Source organism: Flavobacterium ustbae, assembly GCF_003946915.1.
GTDB classification, from domain to species: Bacteria; Bacteroidota; Bacteroidia; order Flavobacteriales; family Flavobacteriaceae; genus Flavobacterium; species Flavobacterium ustbae.
In genome coordinates, this window is sequence record NZ_RPOC01000015.1 from 1 (window position 1) to 17,476 (window position 17,476).

The 17,476-nt window shown below is 33.7% G+C and carries 15 protein-coding genes; 9 read left to right on the top strand and 6 right to left on the bottom strand.

Features of this window, described 5'->3' with window-relative positions; genetic code table 11:
* Nucleotides 1–137 precede the first annotated feature (137 nt).
* Nucleotides 138–638 carry a pyridoxamine 5'-phosphate oxidase family protein gene (locus tag EG814_RS16355; protein WP_125722972.1) on the bottom strand — a complete coding sequence of 167 codons (501 nt, stop codon included), beginning with the start codon at nt 636–638 and terminating at the stop codon, nt 138–140.
* 235 nt (nt 639–873) lie between these two features.
* On the opposite strand from EG814_RS16355, the gene EG814_RS16360 reads away from it, so the two are divergent.
* Complete coding sequence (locus tag EG814_RS16360; RefSeq protein WP_125722973.1) at nt 874–1,305, top strand: response regulator; 432 nt, start codon at nt 874–876, stop codon at nt 1,303–1,305.
* Between the two features lies 1 nt (nt 1,306).
* Here the strand turns inward: EG814_RS16360 and EG814_RS16365 are convergent, their stop codons facing one another.
* Complete coding sequence (locus tag EG814_RS16365; protein WP_125722974.1) at nt 1,307–4,117, bottom strand: PAS domain-containing sensor histidine kinase; 2,811 nt, start codon at nt 4,115–4,117, stop codon at nt 1,307–1,309.
* A 210-nt stretch (nt 4,118–4,327) separates the two neighbouring features.
* Here EG814_RS16365 and EG814_RS16370 point away from each other — a divergent pair, with 210 nt between their 5' ends.
* Nucleotides 4,328–4,669 (top strand): hypothetical protein, encoded by a 342-nt coding sequence (locus EG814_RS16370; RefSeq protein ID WP_125722975.1) that lies wholly within the window; start codon nt 4,328–4,330, stop codon nt 4,667–4,669.
* A gap of 747 nt (nt 4,670–5,416) precedes the next feature.
* Complete coding sequence (locus EG814_RS16375; RefSeq protein ID WP_125722976.1) at nt 5,417–6,229, top strand: hypothetical protein; 813 nt, start codon at nt 5,417–5,419, stop codon at nt 6,227–6,229.
* A gap of 67 nt (nt 6,230–6,296) precedes the next feature.
* Here EG814_RS16375 and EG814_RS16380 read toward each other — a convergent pair whose 3' ends face one another.
* Both EG814_RS16380 and EG814_RS16385 read right to left on the bottom strand, forming a co-directional pair.
* Nucleotides 6,297–6,557 (bottom strand): SemiSWEET family sugar transporter, encoded by a 261-nt coding sequence (locus EG814_RS16380; RefSeq protein WP_125722977.1) that lies wholly within the window; start codon nt 6,555–6,557, stop codon nt 6,297–6,299.
* 420 nt (nt 6,558–6,977) lie between these two features.
* The gene (locus EG814_RS16385; RefSeq protein ID WP_125722978.1) at nt 6,978–7,823 is read right to left on the bottom strand and encodes an SDR family oxidoreductase; all 846 of its coding nucleotides are present in this window, start codon (nt 7,821–7,823) and stop codon (nt 6,978–6,980) included.
* A gap of 385 nt (nt 7,824–8,208) precedes the next feature.
* On the opposite strand from EG814_RS16385, the gene EG814_RS16390 reads away from it, so the two are divergent.
* From EG814_RS16390 to EG814_RS16410, 5 genes are read left to right on the top strand one after another with little or no spacing between them, the layout of a single operon-like run.
* Nucleotides 8,209–9,423: a hybrid sensor histidine kinase/response regulator gene (locus tag EG814_RS16390; RefSeq protein ID WP_125722979.1), complete on the top strand. Its 1,215-nt coding sequence runs from the start codon at nt 8,209–8,211 to the stop codon at nt 9,421–9,423.
* 16 nt (nt 9,424–9,439) lie between these two features.
* On the top strand, nt 9,440–13,006 hold the full coding sequence (locus EG814_RS16395; RefSeq protein ID WP_125722980.1) for a response regulator: 3,567 nt from the start codon (nt 9,440–9,442) through the stop codon (nt 13,004–13,006).
* 16 nt (nt 13,007–13,022) lie between these two features.
* Complete coding sequence (locus EG814_RS16400; protein WP_125722981.1) at nt 13,023–13,388, top strand: response regulator; 366 nt, start codon at nt 13,023–13,025, stop codon at nt 13,386–13,388.
* Between the two features lie 7 nt (nt 13,389–13,395).
* Nucleotides 13,396–14,208: a CheR family methyltransferase gene (locus EG814_RS16405; RefSeq protein WP_125722982.1), complete on the top strand. Its 813-nt coding sequence runs from the start codon at nt 13,396–13,398 to the stop codon at nt 14,206–14,208.
* Nucleotides 14,187–14,777 (top strand): chemotaxis protein CheB, encoded by a 591-nt coding sequence (locus EG814_RS16410; RefSeq protein ID WP_125722983.1) that lies wholly within the window; start codon nt 14,187–14,189, stop codon nt 14,775–14,777. Before EG814_RS16405 ends, EG814_RS16410 begins: the two co-directional genes overlap by 22 nt.
* 44 nt (nt 14,778–14,821) lie before the next feature.
* On the opposite strand, the gene EG814_RS16415 is transcribed toward EG814_RS16410, so the two are convergent.
* Complete coding sequence (locus tag EG814_RS16415) at nt 14,822–15,583, bottom strand: porin family protein (RefSeq protein ID WP_125722984.1); 762 nt, start codon at nt 15,581–15,583, stop codon at nt 14,822–14,824.
* Nucleotides 15,584–15,593: 10 nt separating this feature from the next.
* Nucleotides 15,594–16,715 (bottom strand): hypothetical protein, encoded by a 1,122-nt coding sequence (locus tag EG814_RS16420; protein ID WP_125722985.1) that lies wholly within the window; start codon nt 16,713–16,715, stop codon nt 15,594–15,596.
* A gap of 316 nt (nt 16,716–17,031) precedes the next feature.
* Here EG814_RS16420 and EG814_RS16425 point away from each other — a divergent pair, with 316 nt between their 5' ends.
* Nucleotides 17,032–17,355: a DUF6660 family protein gene (locus EG814_RS16425; RefSeq protein ID WP_125722986.1), complete on the top strand. Its 324-nt coding sequence runs from the start codon at nt 17,032–17,034 to the stop codon at nt 17,353–17,355.
* The last annotated feature ends 121 nt before the right edge of the window (nt 17,356–17,476 follow it).

The following is a 17,476-nucleotide window of genomic DNA, read 5'->3' on the forward strand; positions in this document are numbered from 1 at the left end:
AAAGCACATAAGGCTTAACACGCTATAGAGACTAGCTCAAAGACTGTCTTGAAAAACAAAATTAAAAAAAAAATAAGATTTAAATTGGAAATCAACACAGAATCTTTGCGGTTTTAAAAAAAAATAAAACATAATAGTTACAATTTCAAACTTCCTTCAATTCCGTCGTCCATTGTTTTTCCTGTTATGAGAGCGGCTGTCATTTTTGCGATCGCCACCATTTTTCCGTTTTTGTTGTTCCAGTAATATCCATCTTCTGGAACGACTGTTATCACACTCAGATTCGGATCATCTTCACCACCTGGCATCCAGACTTTAACAACAGGACTATACAATTCTTTAATAGTTTCTCTATCGTAAGAGATTGTTGCTGTTCCATGAAGTGTTAAAAATTTATCGTGAGGTTCAGAAAAGAAAATTTCTACCATCGGATTTAAGGTAATTTCTGCATTTTGGCTGCTGTTACGATCCGATAAAAACCAAAGCTGTCCTTTATCATCAATCTTTTGAACCGACATTGGTCGAGATTGTAATCTGTATTCGTTGTATGTACAAAACATACATGTTTTAATATTTTCAGCAAGATCTTTAATTTTGTCTACTGCAAATTCATCTGTAAGGTCTTTATGATCGCCCATAATACTATATTTTTTAAATTATTATACTTAATTGTTTGACAAATAATACTTTAATTGCCTTAAAATAGATACAAGTAAAGTTGGCTTTTTTTGTTCTTTTTCGGCTTATATAATTCAATTTAGAAATTATGAGATTTCAATTTTCCCAATTTTGTAAGAAATTAACTGAATGTCTTTTTGTTACACAAAAAATTGCACTATCTTTGAAAGATTAAAATTCTAACCCAAAAATACCATGATAGATTTTACAATATTCTATACCGATGATGACGAAGATGATTTATGTATTTTTGCTGATGCTGTAGAAGCTATTCCGCAAAACATAAAACTTCAAACTTATTCTGAGGGTCAGAATTTTCTAAATGCTATTTTTGACCCGCCTACAACACCATACGTAGTTTTTTTAGATTTAAACATGCCCGGAAAAAATGGATTCGATGTTTTAGAAGAACTTCGAAATTCAGATTATAGAAAAGATATTCCAGTTGTTATTTACTCCACATCAAGCGAACCTGGCATTATCGAAAAATGCCGTAAGTTAGGTGCAAATTGCTTTATCACAAAACCCATTTTAATGAGTGATATTAAAAAATCAATTGAACATGCTATTCAGATTGACTGGAAGAGATTTATTCCTAACCAATCCAATTTTGTTTTTAAATATTGATTTAAGATAAATCTGGAATATAAATATTAAAAACGGAACCTTTACCTTTTTCACTAGAAACCATTATAAAACCTTTGTGATTTTCTACTATTTTTTTCACAATGGCAAGACCAATTCCAGTTCCGCGATATTCGCTTTCTGTATTTAAACGCTGAAAAACTTCGAAGATTTTTTCTTTATACTCCAATTCAAAACCAATTCCGTTATCTGAGACCTGAAGATGATAATAGATTTTGTCTTTAAATTCAGCATTAGGAAGCGATTTTCCTTCCACTTCTGTAACCGAAATTTTTACTTTTGGAGCAACTCCAGGACGAGAAAATTTCAAAGCATTTTCGATCAGATTATGAAGGAGCTGTCTAAACTGAAACTGTATAAGAGTGGCTTCTCCTAAATCATGATATTTTACAACAGCATTTTTTTCTTCAATTCGATCCGAAAAATCACTTATAACTTCTTCTACAATCTCATCTATTTTGACTTTTGAGAAAACGCGATCGGCAGAACTAGCTCTCGAATAGGTTAATAAATCCTGTATGAGATTCTGCATTTTCTTTGCCGAAAACTCAATTCTATTTAAGTACGCTTTTGCATTTGCTGAAATATTCTGCTCGTCCAAATCGGCCAGTCGACTAGCAAAAGTCTGGATTTTTCGCAAAGGTTCCTGAAGGTCATGGCTAGAAATATAGGCAAACGACTGCAGCTCTATATTCATATTGACCAAATCTCTATTTTTAAGTTCCAGCTGCGTTGTACGTTCAATAATTTGTTCTTCGAGCTGGTTGGTAAAGTTCTTTTGTTCTTCTATATCAGTGCTTGTTCCCACCCACATTTGCACTTTTCCAGACTCATCCATTTGTGCAATAGCACGGCTCAGCTGCCATCTGTATTCGCCATCATAGCGCTTAAAGCGGTGAATAAAAAGAAAATCATGACCTGTTTTTACAGATTCCATCCATAGTTTTACATTTTCTTCTCGATCGTCTGGATGCACAATCTGAAGCCAGCCATTTTTCTCAATTTCTTCTCTACTCAATCCAGAATAATTGTAAATCGTTTGATTAAAATAATTTAAATTTCCCAAAGTATCGCTTGTCCAAATAAGCTGAGGCATAGAATCGGCGAGGAGTCTGAATTTTTTTTCGCTTTTCATTAATATTTGCTGCGAATCTTTTTCTGCTGTAACATCCATTATGGTACCAATCATTTTTGTAGGCTCATCTAGCTCATCATAAAAGACTTTACCCTGAACTTTAATCCATCCAATAGAATTATCGAGTTTTAAGATTCTCGCTTCATACTTGTAAATACTTGTTTTTATAGCATCTTTTAAAGCATTAACCACAATATGTTCATCTTCGGGAATTATTCTATCGCGAATGTCCTGATGAACGATTTTGATTCCTTTTTCAAACCCAAAAATATCCAATATATTTTCAGTATATATTAAGTTTTTATTTTTAAAATTTAAATCCCACATCGCAATTTCGCCAATTTCGGCTGCCAATCGAACTCTCTCTTCTGCGGTTTCTACTTTTTTCCTAGCTTTTACTTTAGAAGTTACATCGTAAACGGTACACATAATTCCAGAAGATTTTCCGTCTTTTTCATAAAGTGGAGTGTATTCGTAATCAAGATAGAATTTTTTTAGTTTGCCATTAATATCAACATATGCGACAGCTTCATTCTCGCGAATTGTTTTTCCGTTAACAAGAACTTCTCGCAATAATTCAGGATATTTTTGCTGTTTTAATTCTGGAAAAACTTGTAATAAAGGAATGCCAATGCAATCTTTTTCTTCTTTTTGCCAGATTACATGCATCATAGTTTTGTTGGCCATTTCAATAATAAAATCTTCACCTCTAAAGATAGCCATTGCAATAGGAGAATCCATTACAATATCACGAAAAGCCTTTTCGTTTTCTCTCAAAAGATGCCTTCCTCTTACTTCTTCGGTAACTTCATAAGAGACAACAATAACGCCTGTAATTTCATTTTCATCTTTTAGCGGATAAAAAACGAGATTAAAATATCCAAGTTCTTCTTTATTATAGCGGTTTAAAGTCACCGGAAGTTCATCTGTATAATAAGGAATTCCTGTTTCATAAACCTTTTTCAGTAAAGGAAAAACAGTTTCTTTTGCTTCAGGAACCGAATCAAAAATGGGTTTGTTCAGAATATCGTTTTCTTGTTTGTCAATAATATGCAAATAAGTAGGGTTTGCCATTTCGGCAATTAGATCTGGACCTTTTAAAATTCCGATTCCAAGCGGAAGCTGTTTTACGGTTTCTCTAAATCGTTTTTCACTTTCTTCAAGCTTTTTACGAGTCATAACTTGATGTGTAGTTTCATTGCAGATAACCAATGCACCAGCCGCTTTTCCGTTTTCATCGTTTACAGGACTACAGCTAAATGTCCAGTAAACATCTTCCAATTTTCCATTTCTATAAATGGATAATAATTGGTCTTCAAACCAGCTTGCTTCGCCGTTCTGCAATGCCTGATCGATTAAGGGTTTAATAAAATCCCAAATTTCTGACCAATAATCAGCGCCTTTCTCCCCAAGAATAGCAGGATGTTTGCCGTTATTTCCTAAACTAGGGCGATAAGCATCATTATAAAAACAAATATGATCTGGTCCCCAAAATAAAAACATGGGAAATTTAGAGTTTAAAAGAATTCCTAAGGTAGTACGAAGGCTCTGAGTCCAAGATTCAACTGGCCCCATAGCGGTTTTATTCCAATCTTTGGCACGGATAAGATCACCCATCTCTCCTCCATTGACCAAAAAATCATAATTATTATAATTCATTCAAATTGTATTTTTATATTCCTGCTTAACAGGATGTTTTTCGTTACTGTAATAAGTAATGCGTGTTTTTTAGATTAAGCTTTATTAAAATTAGTAAAAAATAAATATACGTAGAAATGCGATTTTGAATGAGGCAAGATTAAAATCAATAGAGTTAATTTTATCGTTTATCTATGCGGAAATTTGAATAACAGATAAAAAACAAAAGCAATGAAAAGGGAAGATTCAAAACACGAAACTGATAATATAAAAAGATACCAGGAAGAAGGATATACAGTAAATTATTTGTTCGAAAACGATCATTTGATAGATTCAGAAAGTAAGGCATCTTATAAGCCAGAAGATATTTTTATTGTGGCACACCATCGTTATGAAGGAATGAGTGATCCAGATGATATGTCGATCTTATATATTATAGAAACTAAAGACGGCGGAAAAGGAACTCATTTATTAGGATACGGTCCAACGGCAGATTTAGAAGAAGCAGAATTTTTTAAAGACATTCCCAAAGCCAATTATTCTAAAAATTCAGACGTAAACGAGTTAACATAATTTTTTAAGCTTCTAAGCTTCTGAGTTGCTAAGGTACTAAGGGTTATTCTTAGTATGTTTTAGAATTCAAAATCTTAGCATTTTTAAAGAATATTTTTTTTAAGCTTCTAAGCTTCTGAGTTGCTAAGGTACTAAGCATTATTCTTAGTATATCTTAGAATTCAAAATCTTAGCACTTTAATAGAATAAAAATAGATTGGTATTTTTATTTTGCTGATGAGCAGTTGTTTCAAATTTATTTGGAGCAGCTGCTTTTTTTTTGATAGGTTCAGAGGGACAAAGGTTCAGAGGGGCAAAGCAAACTGGGCGTGGAAAACTTTGTCACTTTGCACCTCTGCAACTTAGCGCCTTTAAAGAATAAAATAGATTGGTATTTTTATTTTGCTGATGAGCAGTTGTTTCAAATTTATTTGGAGCAGCTGCTTTTTTTTAGCTTCTAAAGTGCTGAGCTACTAAGCTACTAAGGTCTTCTAGTTTCTGAATTTAGGAGCTAATCGCTTATTGTTTTAAAAGTAGTGGAGGTTCATAGATTTAAAGATCAAAGGTTTTTTTGCATGTTATAGACCTTAGCGCCTTAGAATCTTAGCACCTTAGAAGCTTAAGTAAAAATTATGAAATATCTACTCAAAATTGTATAAAGAATTGACTGACAATATATACGAAATTTGGATTATAGAAATGCAATAAAAACCAGAGTTAGTTTTTGTACATAAATAATTACTAACTAATTTAAACCAAACCAAAATAATGAAAAAACTTTACTTAAATACAGGAAGCTTTGATGCTGTTTTTAATAATTTGAAAGAGAGCTTTGGTGGTGACTTATTAATTGCCAACAATGAATATAAATTGATCTTTAAGTCAAAATGGGCAAAGGGAAGTATTTCTGGCGTTCGTTTTGAAAAAGAGATGTCGTATTTAAATTTTGATTTGACTTTCAATCAAGAAGTTAGTTTAAGCATTGAATCCAATCCGTTTTCGCCTGTGTTTTTTGCGTATTGCGAGAAAGGAAATGTATTGCATAGTTTTGGTGCCGATGGCGCTACTCATTGCCTTAAAAAGCAGCAATCGGGTATTATGAGCAATTCTTCTACCATAAATAGTGTATTGTATTTTCAAAGTCATCAGCAAATTCAATTCTCCATAATTGGAATGCCAACAACAATAGAAAATAAAGAAATTGATTTTGTTTCTCAAGTAAAAAAAATATTTACAAGCAATTCTGGAAATTACATTTATATAGGAGATGAAAATCATCAAATAGGGGAGAAATTTCAGGAACTTAAAAGAATTCCAAATCAAGGAGCCATTCGTTATTTGTTAATGAAAAGTATTCTTCGTGATGTTTTAGAATTGGAAATAGCGCAACATAGTTACAATTATTTTACAATGTTTGAGCCTATTTTAAACTTCGCTGTAAAGCAACTAAGCGAAATCAAAAAACTATCTCCTATGAAATTAACCGCAATTGCAGCGCCAGTACATTTTTTAAAGCGAAACTTGCAATCCCGAAAATACAATTTGGAATTAGACCCTTACAACCAAAAATTAGCTAGCTAGTAAGCATACCATATTCTTCACTTTCAAAAAAACAGCTCCGGTCGAGCTGTTTTTTTCTTTTTATAACTTACTCTTTTTCATAGTAGATGATAAAATAAACCATGATTAAATTTAAGACCAAAGAAATGCTATTTGTAATAATTATTGGAAGATCTTTTTTTAGAATTCCATAAACAATCCAAATTGAGATTCCGAACGTTAAAATACTGAACATTCGAAGCGAAATTTCTTTTACCTTCTTGGTTTTCCAAACCTTTATAATTTGAGGAATTGTAGATATTGTAATACATGCTCCCGCAAAAAGTCCGATGATATCTATGTAGTTCATTTCTTTTTTGTTTAAAGTGGCAAGGGCTCAAAGTGGCAAAGAGACAAAGTGACAGAGAGGCAAAGTTTTTCTTTAATCGTTATCAGTCTGATTTGTCCTTTCAATAAAGGAGATTTGAGCGATAGCGAACAGGTGACGCAAATCTCCACAGTAGCTCCGTGTAATAAATTGCCAATCTTTGTAGAGTTTCTTGCTAAGATTTCTCCTTCGTCGAAATGACAAAAATGACAAGTTTTGCACTCTTAAACTTTGCAAGCAAGCTCAAAAAAGCCTCAGCGAACTTTGCGAAAAACCTTTGCGTTCTCTGCGTTAAAAATTACACAAAGCAAAAAACTTCGTGTCTTCGCGTCTTCGTGGCAAAACCCACACAGAAAAAACTTAGCATCTTAGCATCTCAGCACCTTAGTAGCTTAAAAAAACTCAGCCAACTAGCTCCCCACCGTTAATATGAATAAATTGTCCAGTAATATAACTGCTGTCTTCGCAAGCTAGAAAAACATAAGCTGGCGCCACTTCAGAAGGCTGTCCAGCTCTTTCCATCGGATTATCTTTTCCAAAATCTGATACTTTATCAAAACTTGCTACAATTAGCGGAGTCCAAATAGGACCAGGAGCAACACCATTTACGCGGATTTTCTTTTTCGCAAGCATACTAGAAAGCGATCGCGTAAAACTTACAATAGCTCCTTTTGTACTAGCATAATCTGCCAAATGTTCGCTTCCGCGAAAAGCAGTTACAGAAGTAGTATTGATTATGGAATCGCCTTCTTTTAAGAATTCTAGTGCCGCTTTTGTAATATAAAAATAGGGGTAAATATTAGTTTCAAACGTCTTTTGAAGCTGTGCGCTGGTAATTTTTTCCAATTCCTTTTGCGGAAATTGAGTGGCTGCATTATTTACTAGAATATTAATGCTCTTAAAGGTGGTGTGACACTTTTTTATTGCAGCTTTACAAAACTTCTCATCTTTTAAATCACCGCTTATCAAAAGACATTCCTGACCTTCTTTTTCAACCATTGCTTTGGTTTCTAGAGCATCTTTATCTTCTTTTAAATAAACAATGGCAATATTCGCGCCTTCTCTGGCAAAATGTACCGCAACACTTCGCCCAATGCCGCTGTCACCTCCAGTAATAAAAGCTGTTTTTCCTAATAGCTTACCACTTCCATTATAATTATTTCTTATTATCTCCGGTTCAGGATTCATCTTATGTTCGTTGCCGGGAAGGTTTTGTTTTTGTTCGGGAAATGTCTGTTTCTTTTTCATGATTCACTTTTTTAAGGCTTTTATGGTTATTAAAATTAACTTTTAACTCAAATTTTGCTTGTCTTAAAAGAAATTTTGTTTGCCTCAATCAAAATAAAACAGTGTTTGTGTAAGTAAATGTTTATAATTTATAAAAAAAATGAAAAAACAATAATTTATAACCTACTAGCAATCATACTGAAAGCATGTGATTTATTAAAAGATGGGAATTTTGTAACGATTTCCGATTTAAATAAAAAAGCTTCCACTTATTTTTTTTATACATTTGAGATTTCCATGCCTTTTTTTAACAGGCTGATTATGCTATTTGCTTAAAAAATAGGAAAATTTCACTATTTATTTAAAAAACAATTATTTTGAATTACAACCGATTTAGCTATCCGACATGGTATTAATTGTAGACGATATAAGGGCCAATATTATTGCCCTGAAGAAAACATTAGAGCTGCATAATATCGATGTTGATAGTGCCGAATCTGGAGAAGAAGCTCTCAAAAAAATTCTAAAGACAGATTACTGCCTCATTATCATGGATGTACAAATGCCAGGACTTGACGGCTTTGAGGTAGTAAAAATCCTTTCTGGAAACCAACGTACAAAAGACATTCCTGTTATTTTTCTTTCGGCACTTAATACGGAAAAAAAATACATCTTTAAAGGCTATGAAACTGGTGCTGTAGAATACATTACAAAACCTGTAGATAGCGATTTGCTGATACTGAAAGTTAAAACCTTCATTAAAATCTACGAACAGCAAAATGAACTTAAAGCGATGAAGGATCTGCTTTCTAAAGAAATAAAAATTAGGAAAGAGGCACAGGACAATCTTGAAATCAAAATTGCGGAAAGAACAAAAGAGCTGGTTCAGAAAAATGAAGAATTGGAGCTCAGAAATCATGAATTACAGCAGTTTTCTTGGGTGGTATCTCACGATTTGAACGAACCTGTCAGAAAAATTCAAATCTTTATCAAAATAATAAAAGACCTTTACTTAAAGGCAGACGATAAAGCGGTCGACTATGTAGACCGAACGATTAAGTCGGCAGAAAGAATGCAGACTTTAATTACCGATCTTTTGGCCTATTCGAGGCTTTCGGCTCAGGTAAAACCTGAAAAAACAGATTTAAATGTAGTGCTACAGGAAGTGCTGGGAGATTTTGATTATCTGATTGAACGCAAAAATGCTACAATCAAAACAAACGAACTGCCAACAATAGACAGTATTCCGAGTCAGATGCGTCAGGTTTTTCAAAATCTGATAGGAAATGCTCTGAAGTTTTCTGGAAATGAAGATAAAGCACTTATCGAAATTACTTCTGAAATCATTTTGGAAAAAGCAATTGATAGTCCGACTTCTCCCGACGGTAAATTTTGCAGAATTACGGTAAAAGATAACGGAATTGGTTTTGACGAAATGTATCTGGATCGAATTTTTATCATATTCCAAAGTTTAAATGACCGCCAATCTTATGAAGGAACTGGAATTGGGCTTGCAATTGCCAAAAAAATTATTGATAAACACAACGGAATCATCACAGCTAAAAGTAAACTAGGTGAGGGCGCTAGTTTTATTATTGTGCTACCTTTAAAATACGAATAAAAATAATTTAGAATATATGAATGGTAATTTTAAAAGAAATTTATTAATCAGTTCGCTTGTTTCACTATTTGTACTTACAATTAGTTCTGTTGCTTCGTTTATAAGCATTAAAAGCTTATTAAACAGTAATTTTTGGGTAAATCATACTCAGGATGTAATTTACAATTTAAACGAAGGTTCATCGATTATTACAGAAGCCCAAACGAGCATGAGGGGATATCTGCTTACGGGAGACGAACAGTTTGTGGATCGATTTACAGATGCTGAAAATAGATCTAACACTTATTTTGAGAAATTAGATGAACTGACCAATGATAACCCTTCGCAAAAAAAATTACTAGATGAATTACGAGATAAGCGTTCCGGTTTCTTTAAATATTTAAATAATCAGATTGTAAAAAAACGCTTAAGCAAAGAAACTCTTATTTTCGACTTGAATGAAGGGCGAAATATGATGAACGAAATGAGAGCGATCATCAAAAAAGTGGAAAGTACAGAACAAAAACTTTTAGAAGAACGCAACTCCAACTCAGAACGTTACGGTACTTACAGTTTGGCTTTAATTGTAGTAGCCTTTTTTATAGCTTTTCTTATTTCTATTGTTTTTTTAATCAGAATTTTAAAAGATTACAACGAAAGAACTTTATTGCAGAGCGAATTAGAAAGAAAGGACAAAGATATAGCTGAAAGACTTCAAGTGATTGGAGGTATTGCGGCGCAAATTACTAAAGGAAATTACGATGTTCAGATCGATGATAGAAAAGCCGACACTTTGGGCGCTCTTGGGGCTTCTATACATGATATGAAAGACTCGTTAAAAAGTTCTTTCGAATTGCTGACTCAAAAAGAATGGCTTCAAACGGGTGTGGCAACATTGAATGATAAAATGCTAGGCGAAAAAACCATGCAGAAATTATCTAAAGATATTATAGAATTTTTGTGCCAGTATACCAATGCCAGTGCTGGAGTTTTGTATGTGGTTGATGGAGAAGAAATGGCAATTTCTGGAGGTTACAGTTATATTCCAAGTAAAAACAGAGAAAGAATTAAAAAGGGCGAGGGCTTAATCGGTCAGGCAATAGTTTCTGGAAAAATGCTTGAATTGAAAGCAATTGCGTCAGATGATATCCAGATCAATTATGCATTGGGAGAAATTAAACCAACGCATATTGTGGCGCTTCCGCTAATGGACTTTAAAATTGAAGGAGCAGTCGAATTGGCCAGTATTTATGGTTTTTCTATGCTACATTTAGAATTTTTAAACTTAGTTGCCAACAATATCGGAATTGCCTTAAAAGCGACTCAAAATCGTAAACGTGTTTTAGAACTTTTAGAAGAAACCAAATCGCAGTCAGAAGAATTACAGATTCAGCACAGCGAATTGGAAGCTATAAATGCGGAATTGGAAGCGCAAACCGAAAAACTGCAAGCTTCGGAAGAAGAACTTCGCGTGCAGCAGGAAGAATTGGAGCAGACCAACGAAGAACTATCGGAAAGAAGTGTTTTATTGGAAGAAAAAAACACAGAAATTCAGAAGAAATCGGAGGCTTTAGAATTAACTACACGCTACAAATCGGAATTCTTAGCCAATATGTCGCACGAGCTAAGAACACCGCTAAATTCGATTTTATTATTGAGCCGTTTGCTGTCTGAAAATAACAACGAAACGATGAATAATGAAGAAATTGAATTTGCAAAAGTAATTCAGAGTTCAGGAAACAGTTTGTTAGGATTGATTGATGAAATTCTAGATTTATCTAAAATTGAAGCCGGTAAAATGGATTTGGAGTTCTTGGATGTTTCAACAAAAGAAATTACAGACAGTCTTCATAATTTGTTTTATCTAATTGCAAAGGAGAAGAATATCAACTTTGAGATTATTGCAAAAGATGCGCCAATCGTTATTAAAACAGATAAAATGCGTTTGGAGCAGATTCTGAAAAATCTGATTTCGAATGCTATTAAATTTACAGAAAAAGGAACGGTAAGTCTTGAAATAAAAGTAAATACAGAAAATGACAAGGAGATTTGTTTTATTGTAAAAGACACAGGAATCGGAATTCCGTTAGAAAAACAGCCTCTTATTTTTGAAGCTTTCCAGCAAGCAGACGGTTCTACAAAACGCAAATACGGAGGTACAGGTTTAGGATTATCAATTAGCCGTGAGCTAGCAAAACTGCTTCGAGGAGAAATTGTATTGCATAGTAAAGTAAATGAAGGAAGTACATTTACGTTATGTCTTCCGGTTTTAGGCATGGCTTTGAATAAAGTTTCGGTTAATACTAAAGAGGAAGAAGAAGTTTTTGAAGAAGTTAGGGAAGAAACAGATAACAAACCAAAATACATCAGTCAGATCGTGCCAGAAGAGATCGAAGACGACAGAGATTCGATTGTAGAAGGCGATAAAGTAATTTTGATTGTAGAAGACGATATTAGCTTTGCTAAATCGCTGTTGGCTTTTACACAGAAAAAAGGCTATAAAGGCGTTGTTGCAGTAAGAGGAGATTACGCCTTGAATTTTGCTTTAATCTACAAACCGATCGGAATTTTATTAGATATTGAGCTGCCAATTAAGAGTGGCTGGCAGGTTTTAGAAGAATTGAAAAATAATTCTCAAACCAAACACATTTCGGTACACATTATGTCATCGCACAAACTGAAGCAGGAAAGTCTGCTGAAAGGAGCTGTAGATTTCTTAGACAAGCCAGTGGCATTTGACAAAATTCCAGAAGTATTTACGCGTATTGAGCACATTATAAACAAAGAAGCCCAAAAGGTTTTAATTATTGAAGACAATCCTAAACATGCAAAAGCGCTTGCTTATTTCTTAGAAACTTACAGCATTAATTCTGAAATTAAGAGTGAAGTTTCGGCAGGATTATCGGCTTTAGGCAAAGAAGAAGTAGATTGCGTGATTTTGGATATGGGAATTCCAGATAAACAAGCTTATGAAATTCTAGATGGCGTAAAGAAAAGTCCAGGATTAGAAAATTTACCAGTAATTGTTTTTACAGGAAAGAGTTTGTCTATTAAAGAAGAATTAAAGATTAGAAAATATGCCGATTCTATTATTGTAAAAACGGCACATTCGTACCAAAGAATGCTTGATGAGGTTTCGCTTTTCCTTCATTTGGTAGAAGAAAAGAAAGAAGGAAATACCAAAAAAGAAAACTATAAAAAACTGAATTCGCTAAATAATATTTTGTTTGAGAAAAAAGTATTAATTGTAGACGATGATGTACGAAATATATATTCGCTTTCAAAAGCTTTAGAAGCATTTAAAATGAATGTAATTACGGCTTTTGACGGGAAAGAAGCTATTAAAATTTTAGATGAAAATCCAGATACAGATGTCGTATTGTTAGATATGATGATGCCAAATATGGATGGTTATGAAACAGCCGAAAAGATAAGAAGTAATCCTAAATTCCTTAACTTAGCGGTAATTGCCGTAACAGCCAAAGCTATGACTGGAGACAGAGAGAAATGTATTAAGGCGGGAGCGTCAGATTATATTACCAAACCTGTCGATGTAGACCAGCTGTTATCATTACTGAGAGTGTGGCTATATGATAAAATCTAATTGTAAAAAGCTGTAAATGGGAAAAAAACGTATATTGATAGTAGACGATGATTCTAGAAATATTTTTGCTTTGGTAAATACCTTAAAAGCAAAATCGTATGACTGTATATCATGTCTAAGCGCCGAAGAAGCTCTAAAAATATTAAAAGAAGACTCGTCGATAGATGCAGTCTTAATAGATATGATGATGCCAGAAATGGATGGTTATGAAGCTATTCCGCTAATAAAAGAAATTCCGTCACAAGAATCGACATTGGTGGTTGCTGTAACTGCACAGGCAATGTCGGGAGATAAAGAAAAATGTATAGAAGCAGGAGCAGATGCCTACATCTCTAAACCAGTAGATGTTGATAAATTACTTCGGATTTTAGGAGAAATTTAAATGAATTATGATTGAAGATATTGAATTAGAAACCCTTATAAATGATGTTTACGAATATTATGGTTTTGATTTTGGAAGTTATTCAAGAGCTTCACTGAAAAGGCGAGTAAACCGTGTTTTTTATTTAGATGGGTTTAAAGATTTTCCTGATTTTTTATCTAAAGTCCGTACCGATCCAGAATATTGCAAAAGAATGATTGACGAAATTACGGTTAACGTAACCGAGATGTTTCGCGATCCGTCATTTTATCTTACACTTAGAAAAGAAATTCTTCCCTTATTAGGAACCAAACCCTTTATCCGTATCTGGCATGCAGGATGTTCTACAGGAGAAGAAGTATATTCTATGGCCATTATGCTAAAAGAAGCTGGTTTGCTGCATAAATCGATTTTGTATGCAACAGACATCAATACAACTGTTCTAGAAACAGCCAAAAGCGGCATTTTTCCGCTGAGAATGATAAAAGATTATGCAGATAATTATCGCGATTCGGGAGGTCAGCAAGATTTCTCAGATTATTATATTGCCAATTATGGTTTTGCGAAGTTTAACGAAAGTCTTTCAGAAAAAATGGTTTTTTCGCAGCACAATTTGGTTTCAGACACCTCTTTTAATGAGTTTGATCTCATTTTGTGCCGTAATGTTTTAATTTATTTTGATAATAATCTGCAAAAAAGAGTCGTTAATTTATTTGATGACAGTTTAGCTGTTTTAGGTTTTTTGGCGCTAGGAACAAAGGAAACTATAAAATATTCTATATCTCAAACCAAATATAAACAATTTGCTAAAGAGAAAATATGGAGAAAAATAAAAGAGTAACAAATTGTAAAGTAGTTATAATTGGCGGTTCGGCAGGAAGTTTACAGGCATTATTGCAAATTTTGCCCTTTGTTGAAAAACCTGTTTCTTTTGCCATTGTAATTGTAGTGCACAGAAAACACTCAGACGAACAAACCTTAGAGAGTTTAATTGCTTTAAAGTCGAAAGTAATAGTTAAAGATGTAGAAGATAAAGTTAAACTGGAATCGGGATATATTTATATAGCGCCTTCAAACTATCATTTACTATTTGAAAGAAATGAAACGCTTTCATTAGACACTTCAGAAAAAATAAACTACAGCAGACCAAGCATTGATGTTTCTTTTGAATCTGCTGCAGAAATATACGGTGATCAGTTGGTCGGAATATTGCTTTCGGGTTCTAATTCTGACGGAACAGTAGGGTTAAAAGCCATTCAAACAGCAGGCGGAATTACAGTTGTTCAAAATCCGCTTTCTGCAGAAATGTCATTTATGCCTAATAATGCTATTTTGCATACCCATCCAGATTATATTTTAAGTACAGATGAAATTCTTGAATTTTTAAAAGACATTAATAAAGAAGAATAAGCTTTAGCAGAACGCACATAAAGTCGCTTGAAATAATCATAAGTTTATTTCTCGTCTTCGGGCAAGATCACTTTATTGATTTCGGCTTCTTTTTCGGCTTTTTTTCGTGCCGCTTTTCCTTTTCCAATCGGAATTCCTGCGGTTAGATACAAAGATCTATTGTATTGAATAGGAGTGGTGTCACCTTTTAAAAGAGGGACCAGACCATAATAATATTGAAGTGTAATATTAAGGCCATTGCCAACATTAAAATGATAACCAACTCCAGCTGCTAGACCAGCATCGATTACATGAATTTGATCGCGAATCGTCTTTTTATAGGTTACATCATCCTTGTCAACTTCTTTAGTGAATTTATCAAAAGCAGTCGCCAAAAGTCCGAATTGCGGACCGGCTTTGACATAGATTCTGTTTTTAAACTGATATTTAAGTAAGATAGGCACATTAAAATAGCGAATTTCGCGATCTACTTTTCCACCAGAAAATGTTTCGTCCAAACCTTCATCATTTAGCGAATAAACAGGAATATCATGAGCGCCCATTGGAGATTTTACAATAACACCAGTATTAATCATCCAAGCTGGATTTTTTCGGGAGCGAATATCAAAATAAAAACCAAGATTGAATCCCACATTGCTTCCATTAGATTCCTGATTGGAAATAGTAGAAAAGTTTGTGCCGCCTTCCAATCCAAACTCTAAAAAAGGAGAATTGAGTTTGTCTCCAAAAATTAAGGAAATCAAAACCTGAGATTGCAGCTGATTGATGCAAAACAGCATGAAAAGTACAATTAAACCCTTTTTCATATAGTCTCATTTATAGTCCAAAACGATACTGAATACCTCCTAATGCCTGCGTGCGGCTTCCTAAGAAACCAGCTTCAACTCTAAACATAATGTGTTTGTTGTATTGAAATTGAGATCCTATGATGAAATTCCACATGTCTTTTGGCTTTTTATGAAGAGAATATTGTACAGAAGAATTATCTGCAGTACTTAAAGCGCCATCTAAAGTCGCCAAGAAATTCCCAGCGCTTTCTAAAGCTCTGTTAGCAGTATTATGTTTGACAACATTTGCCGGATTTTTTTGTTCTGTCGGAGTAAGTCCTGCCCACCAAGTATCAACTTTCTGCTGATTTTCAGAAACTTTTTCAAGACCATTATCAACCTTTGTCTGAGCATTTGTTAAATCAAAAATGTCCGAAAGTGGAATATTTCCATTGGTATCACCATTAATATGCACCCTGAATGCTCCAACCCAGACAGCAATATTTTTTTCGGGATCATGCAATTTAAATGTTTTACCCAAACGCGGACCAAAAACATAAGAAAAAGCGGGTTTGTCGAGTGAACTAATATCGGTCCAAGCCATATTCATGTCTAGAGCCAGCCATCCTCCTCCAATACCAACCGTTGGTGTCATTCCAAAACCAAAAGTAGTAGCATTGAAATTTGCTTTTGTACTAAAATTTGCAACTTCCGACCAGTTATTATCTGCATCTGGAATATAGATTCCAGCATTAATTTTGGTTGCTGTATTGGCTTTTCCGAAAATTCCATAAATATTTAAAAAAGGAAGCAGCCAAATATCAGGGCGAATGGTTAGCGCGCCCGCTTCTACAGAAGATTTATCAAAACGAACAATTTCGTCCAAATTATACAATGGTCCATTATTAAAACCAACTTCCAAATCGTTAATTACAATTTCAGAATCCTGCCAAAAATAATTTATGGAGAGTCCCGCAGAATACGGAAGTTTATATCCTTTTTGAGCGACTTTTTCTCCCCAGATGGGTAAGGCGTAGGGATAATTGGCAATTTTTAAACTATCTTTTAATACTTCATTTTTTTTTCCGACAACTTTTTCGGTGTAGACCTGTGCAGAAATTTGCAAGCTGTAAAGGAATAATAAGGCTGATATTAGTGAATTACATTTCATTATTATAACTGTTATAAAATTAATTAATAAAACTGTGTAAATAAAATCTGTACTAATGTATTCTAAGTAAATTCGAGGCTTATTCTGATTTTAAGGTGTATATGAAAATTTAAATGGTTTAAAAGTTGGATTAATTTGTGCTGTTTATAATGTTAAAGTTAACTCTTTTTTTTTAACATTTAATTTTTTTTTGAATAAAGTGATTTTGTAATTAAAAGCATATCAATCACTTTAGCTAAAAGATAAGCTTTTATATTTTAATTCATTTTTAAGAATAATAGTTTTCCAAAAAGAATAAAGTTGTATTTTTACAGCTGTGAAATGGATAACAGTCATATTATCAATTTACCTAATGGCACTTTCTAATATGCCTTGTACAGATATGGAAGTCAATAGCGCTATGCACAAAACAGCGCAATTTGCTTCAGAAGACAACCATACTCACGATAAAGACAATGATTTATGTTCTCCGTTTTGCGCCTGCAATTGCTGTGGCGCACAGGTTTTAAGTTATCAGTCTGCTGTAAGTTTTGAATTTCCTAAAACTTACCATCAAATTTCAATTTCTTTACCCAATTACAATTCTGTTTTTATTTCCAATTTCTACGGAAGTATTTGGCAGCCCCCTCAAATAGCATAATGATTATGCCTGTGAAGTTTCGATAACTGTCGGAATCGAAAACAGGCTAGAGAATTGTGGGCTTTCCACATATTTACAGACAATCTAATTGTCTAATTTCTCACGTCATTATATATCCAAA

What these genes read in the sequence shown, in the direction of transcription:
- EG814_RS16395 (WP_125722980.1), top strand. Translation starts at nt 9,440, where the DNA reads ATGAATGGTAATTTTAAAAGAAATTTATTAATCAGTTCGCTTGTTTCA.
- EG814_RS16390 (WP_125722979.1), top strand. Translation starts at nt 8,209, where the DNA reads ATGGTATTAATTGTAGACGATATAAGGGCCAATATTATTGCCCTGAAG.
- EG814_RS16355 (WP_125722972.1), bottom strand. Translation starts at nt 638, where the DNA reads ATGGGCGATCATAAAGACCTTACAGATGAATTTGCAGTAGACAAAATT.
- EG814_RS16405 (WP_125722982.1), top strand. Translation starts at nt 13,396, where the DNA reads ATGATTGAAGATATTGAATTAGAAACCCTTATAAATGATGTTTACGAA.
- EG814_RS16415 (WP_125722984.1), bottom strand. Translation starts at nt 15,583, where the DNA reads ATGAAAAAGGGTTTAATTGTACTTTTCATGCTGTTTTGCATCAATCAG.
- EG814_RS16420 (WP_125722985.1), bottom strand. Translation starts at nt 16,715, where the DNA reads ATGAAATGTAATTCACTAATATCAGCCTTATTATTCCTTTACAGCTTG.
- EG814_RS16365 (WP_125722974.1), bottom strand. Translation starts at nt 4,117, where the DNA reads ATGAATTATAATAATTATGATTTTTTGGTCAATGGAGGAGAGATGGGT.
- EG814_RS16400 (WP_125722981.1), top strand. Translation starts at nt 13,023, where the DNA reads ATGGGAAAAAAACGTATATTGATAGTAGACGATGATTCTAGAAATATT.
- EG814_RS16410 (WP_125722983.1), top strand. Translation starts at nt 14,187, where the DNA reads ATGGAGAAAAATAAAAGAGTAACAAATTGTAAAGTAGTTATAATTGGC.
- EG814_RS16380 (WP_125722977.1), bottom strand. Translation starts at nt 6,557, where the DNA reads ATGAACTACATAGATATCATCGGACTTTTTGCGGGAGCATGTATTACA.
- EG814_RS16360 (WP_125722973.1), top strand. Translation starts at nt 874, where the DNA reads ATGATAGATTTTACAATATTCTATACCGATGATGACGAAGATGATTTA.
- EG814_RS16375 (WP_125722976.1), top strand. Translation starts at nt 5,417, where the DNA reads ATGAAAAAACTTTACTTAAATACAGGAAGCTTTGATGCTGTTTTTAAT.
- EG814_RS16370 (WP_125722975.1), top strand. Translation starts at nt 4,328, where the DNA reads ATGAAAAGGGAAGATTCAAAACACGAAACTGATAATATAAAAAGATAC.
- EG814_RS16385 (WP_125722978.1), bottom strand. Translation starts at nt 7,823, where the DNA reads ATGAAAAAGAAACAGACATTTCCCGAACAAAAACAAAACCTTCCCGGC.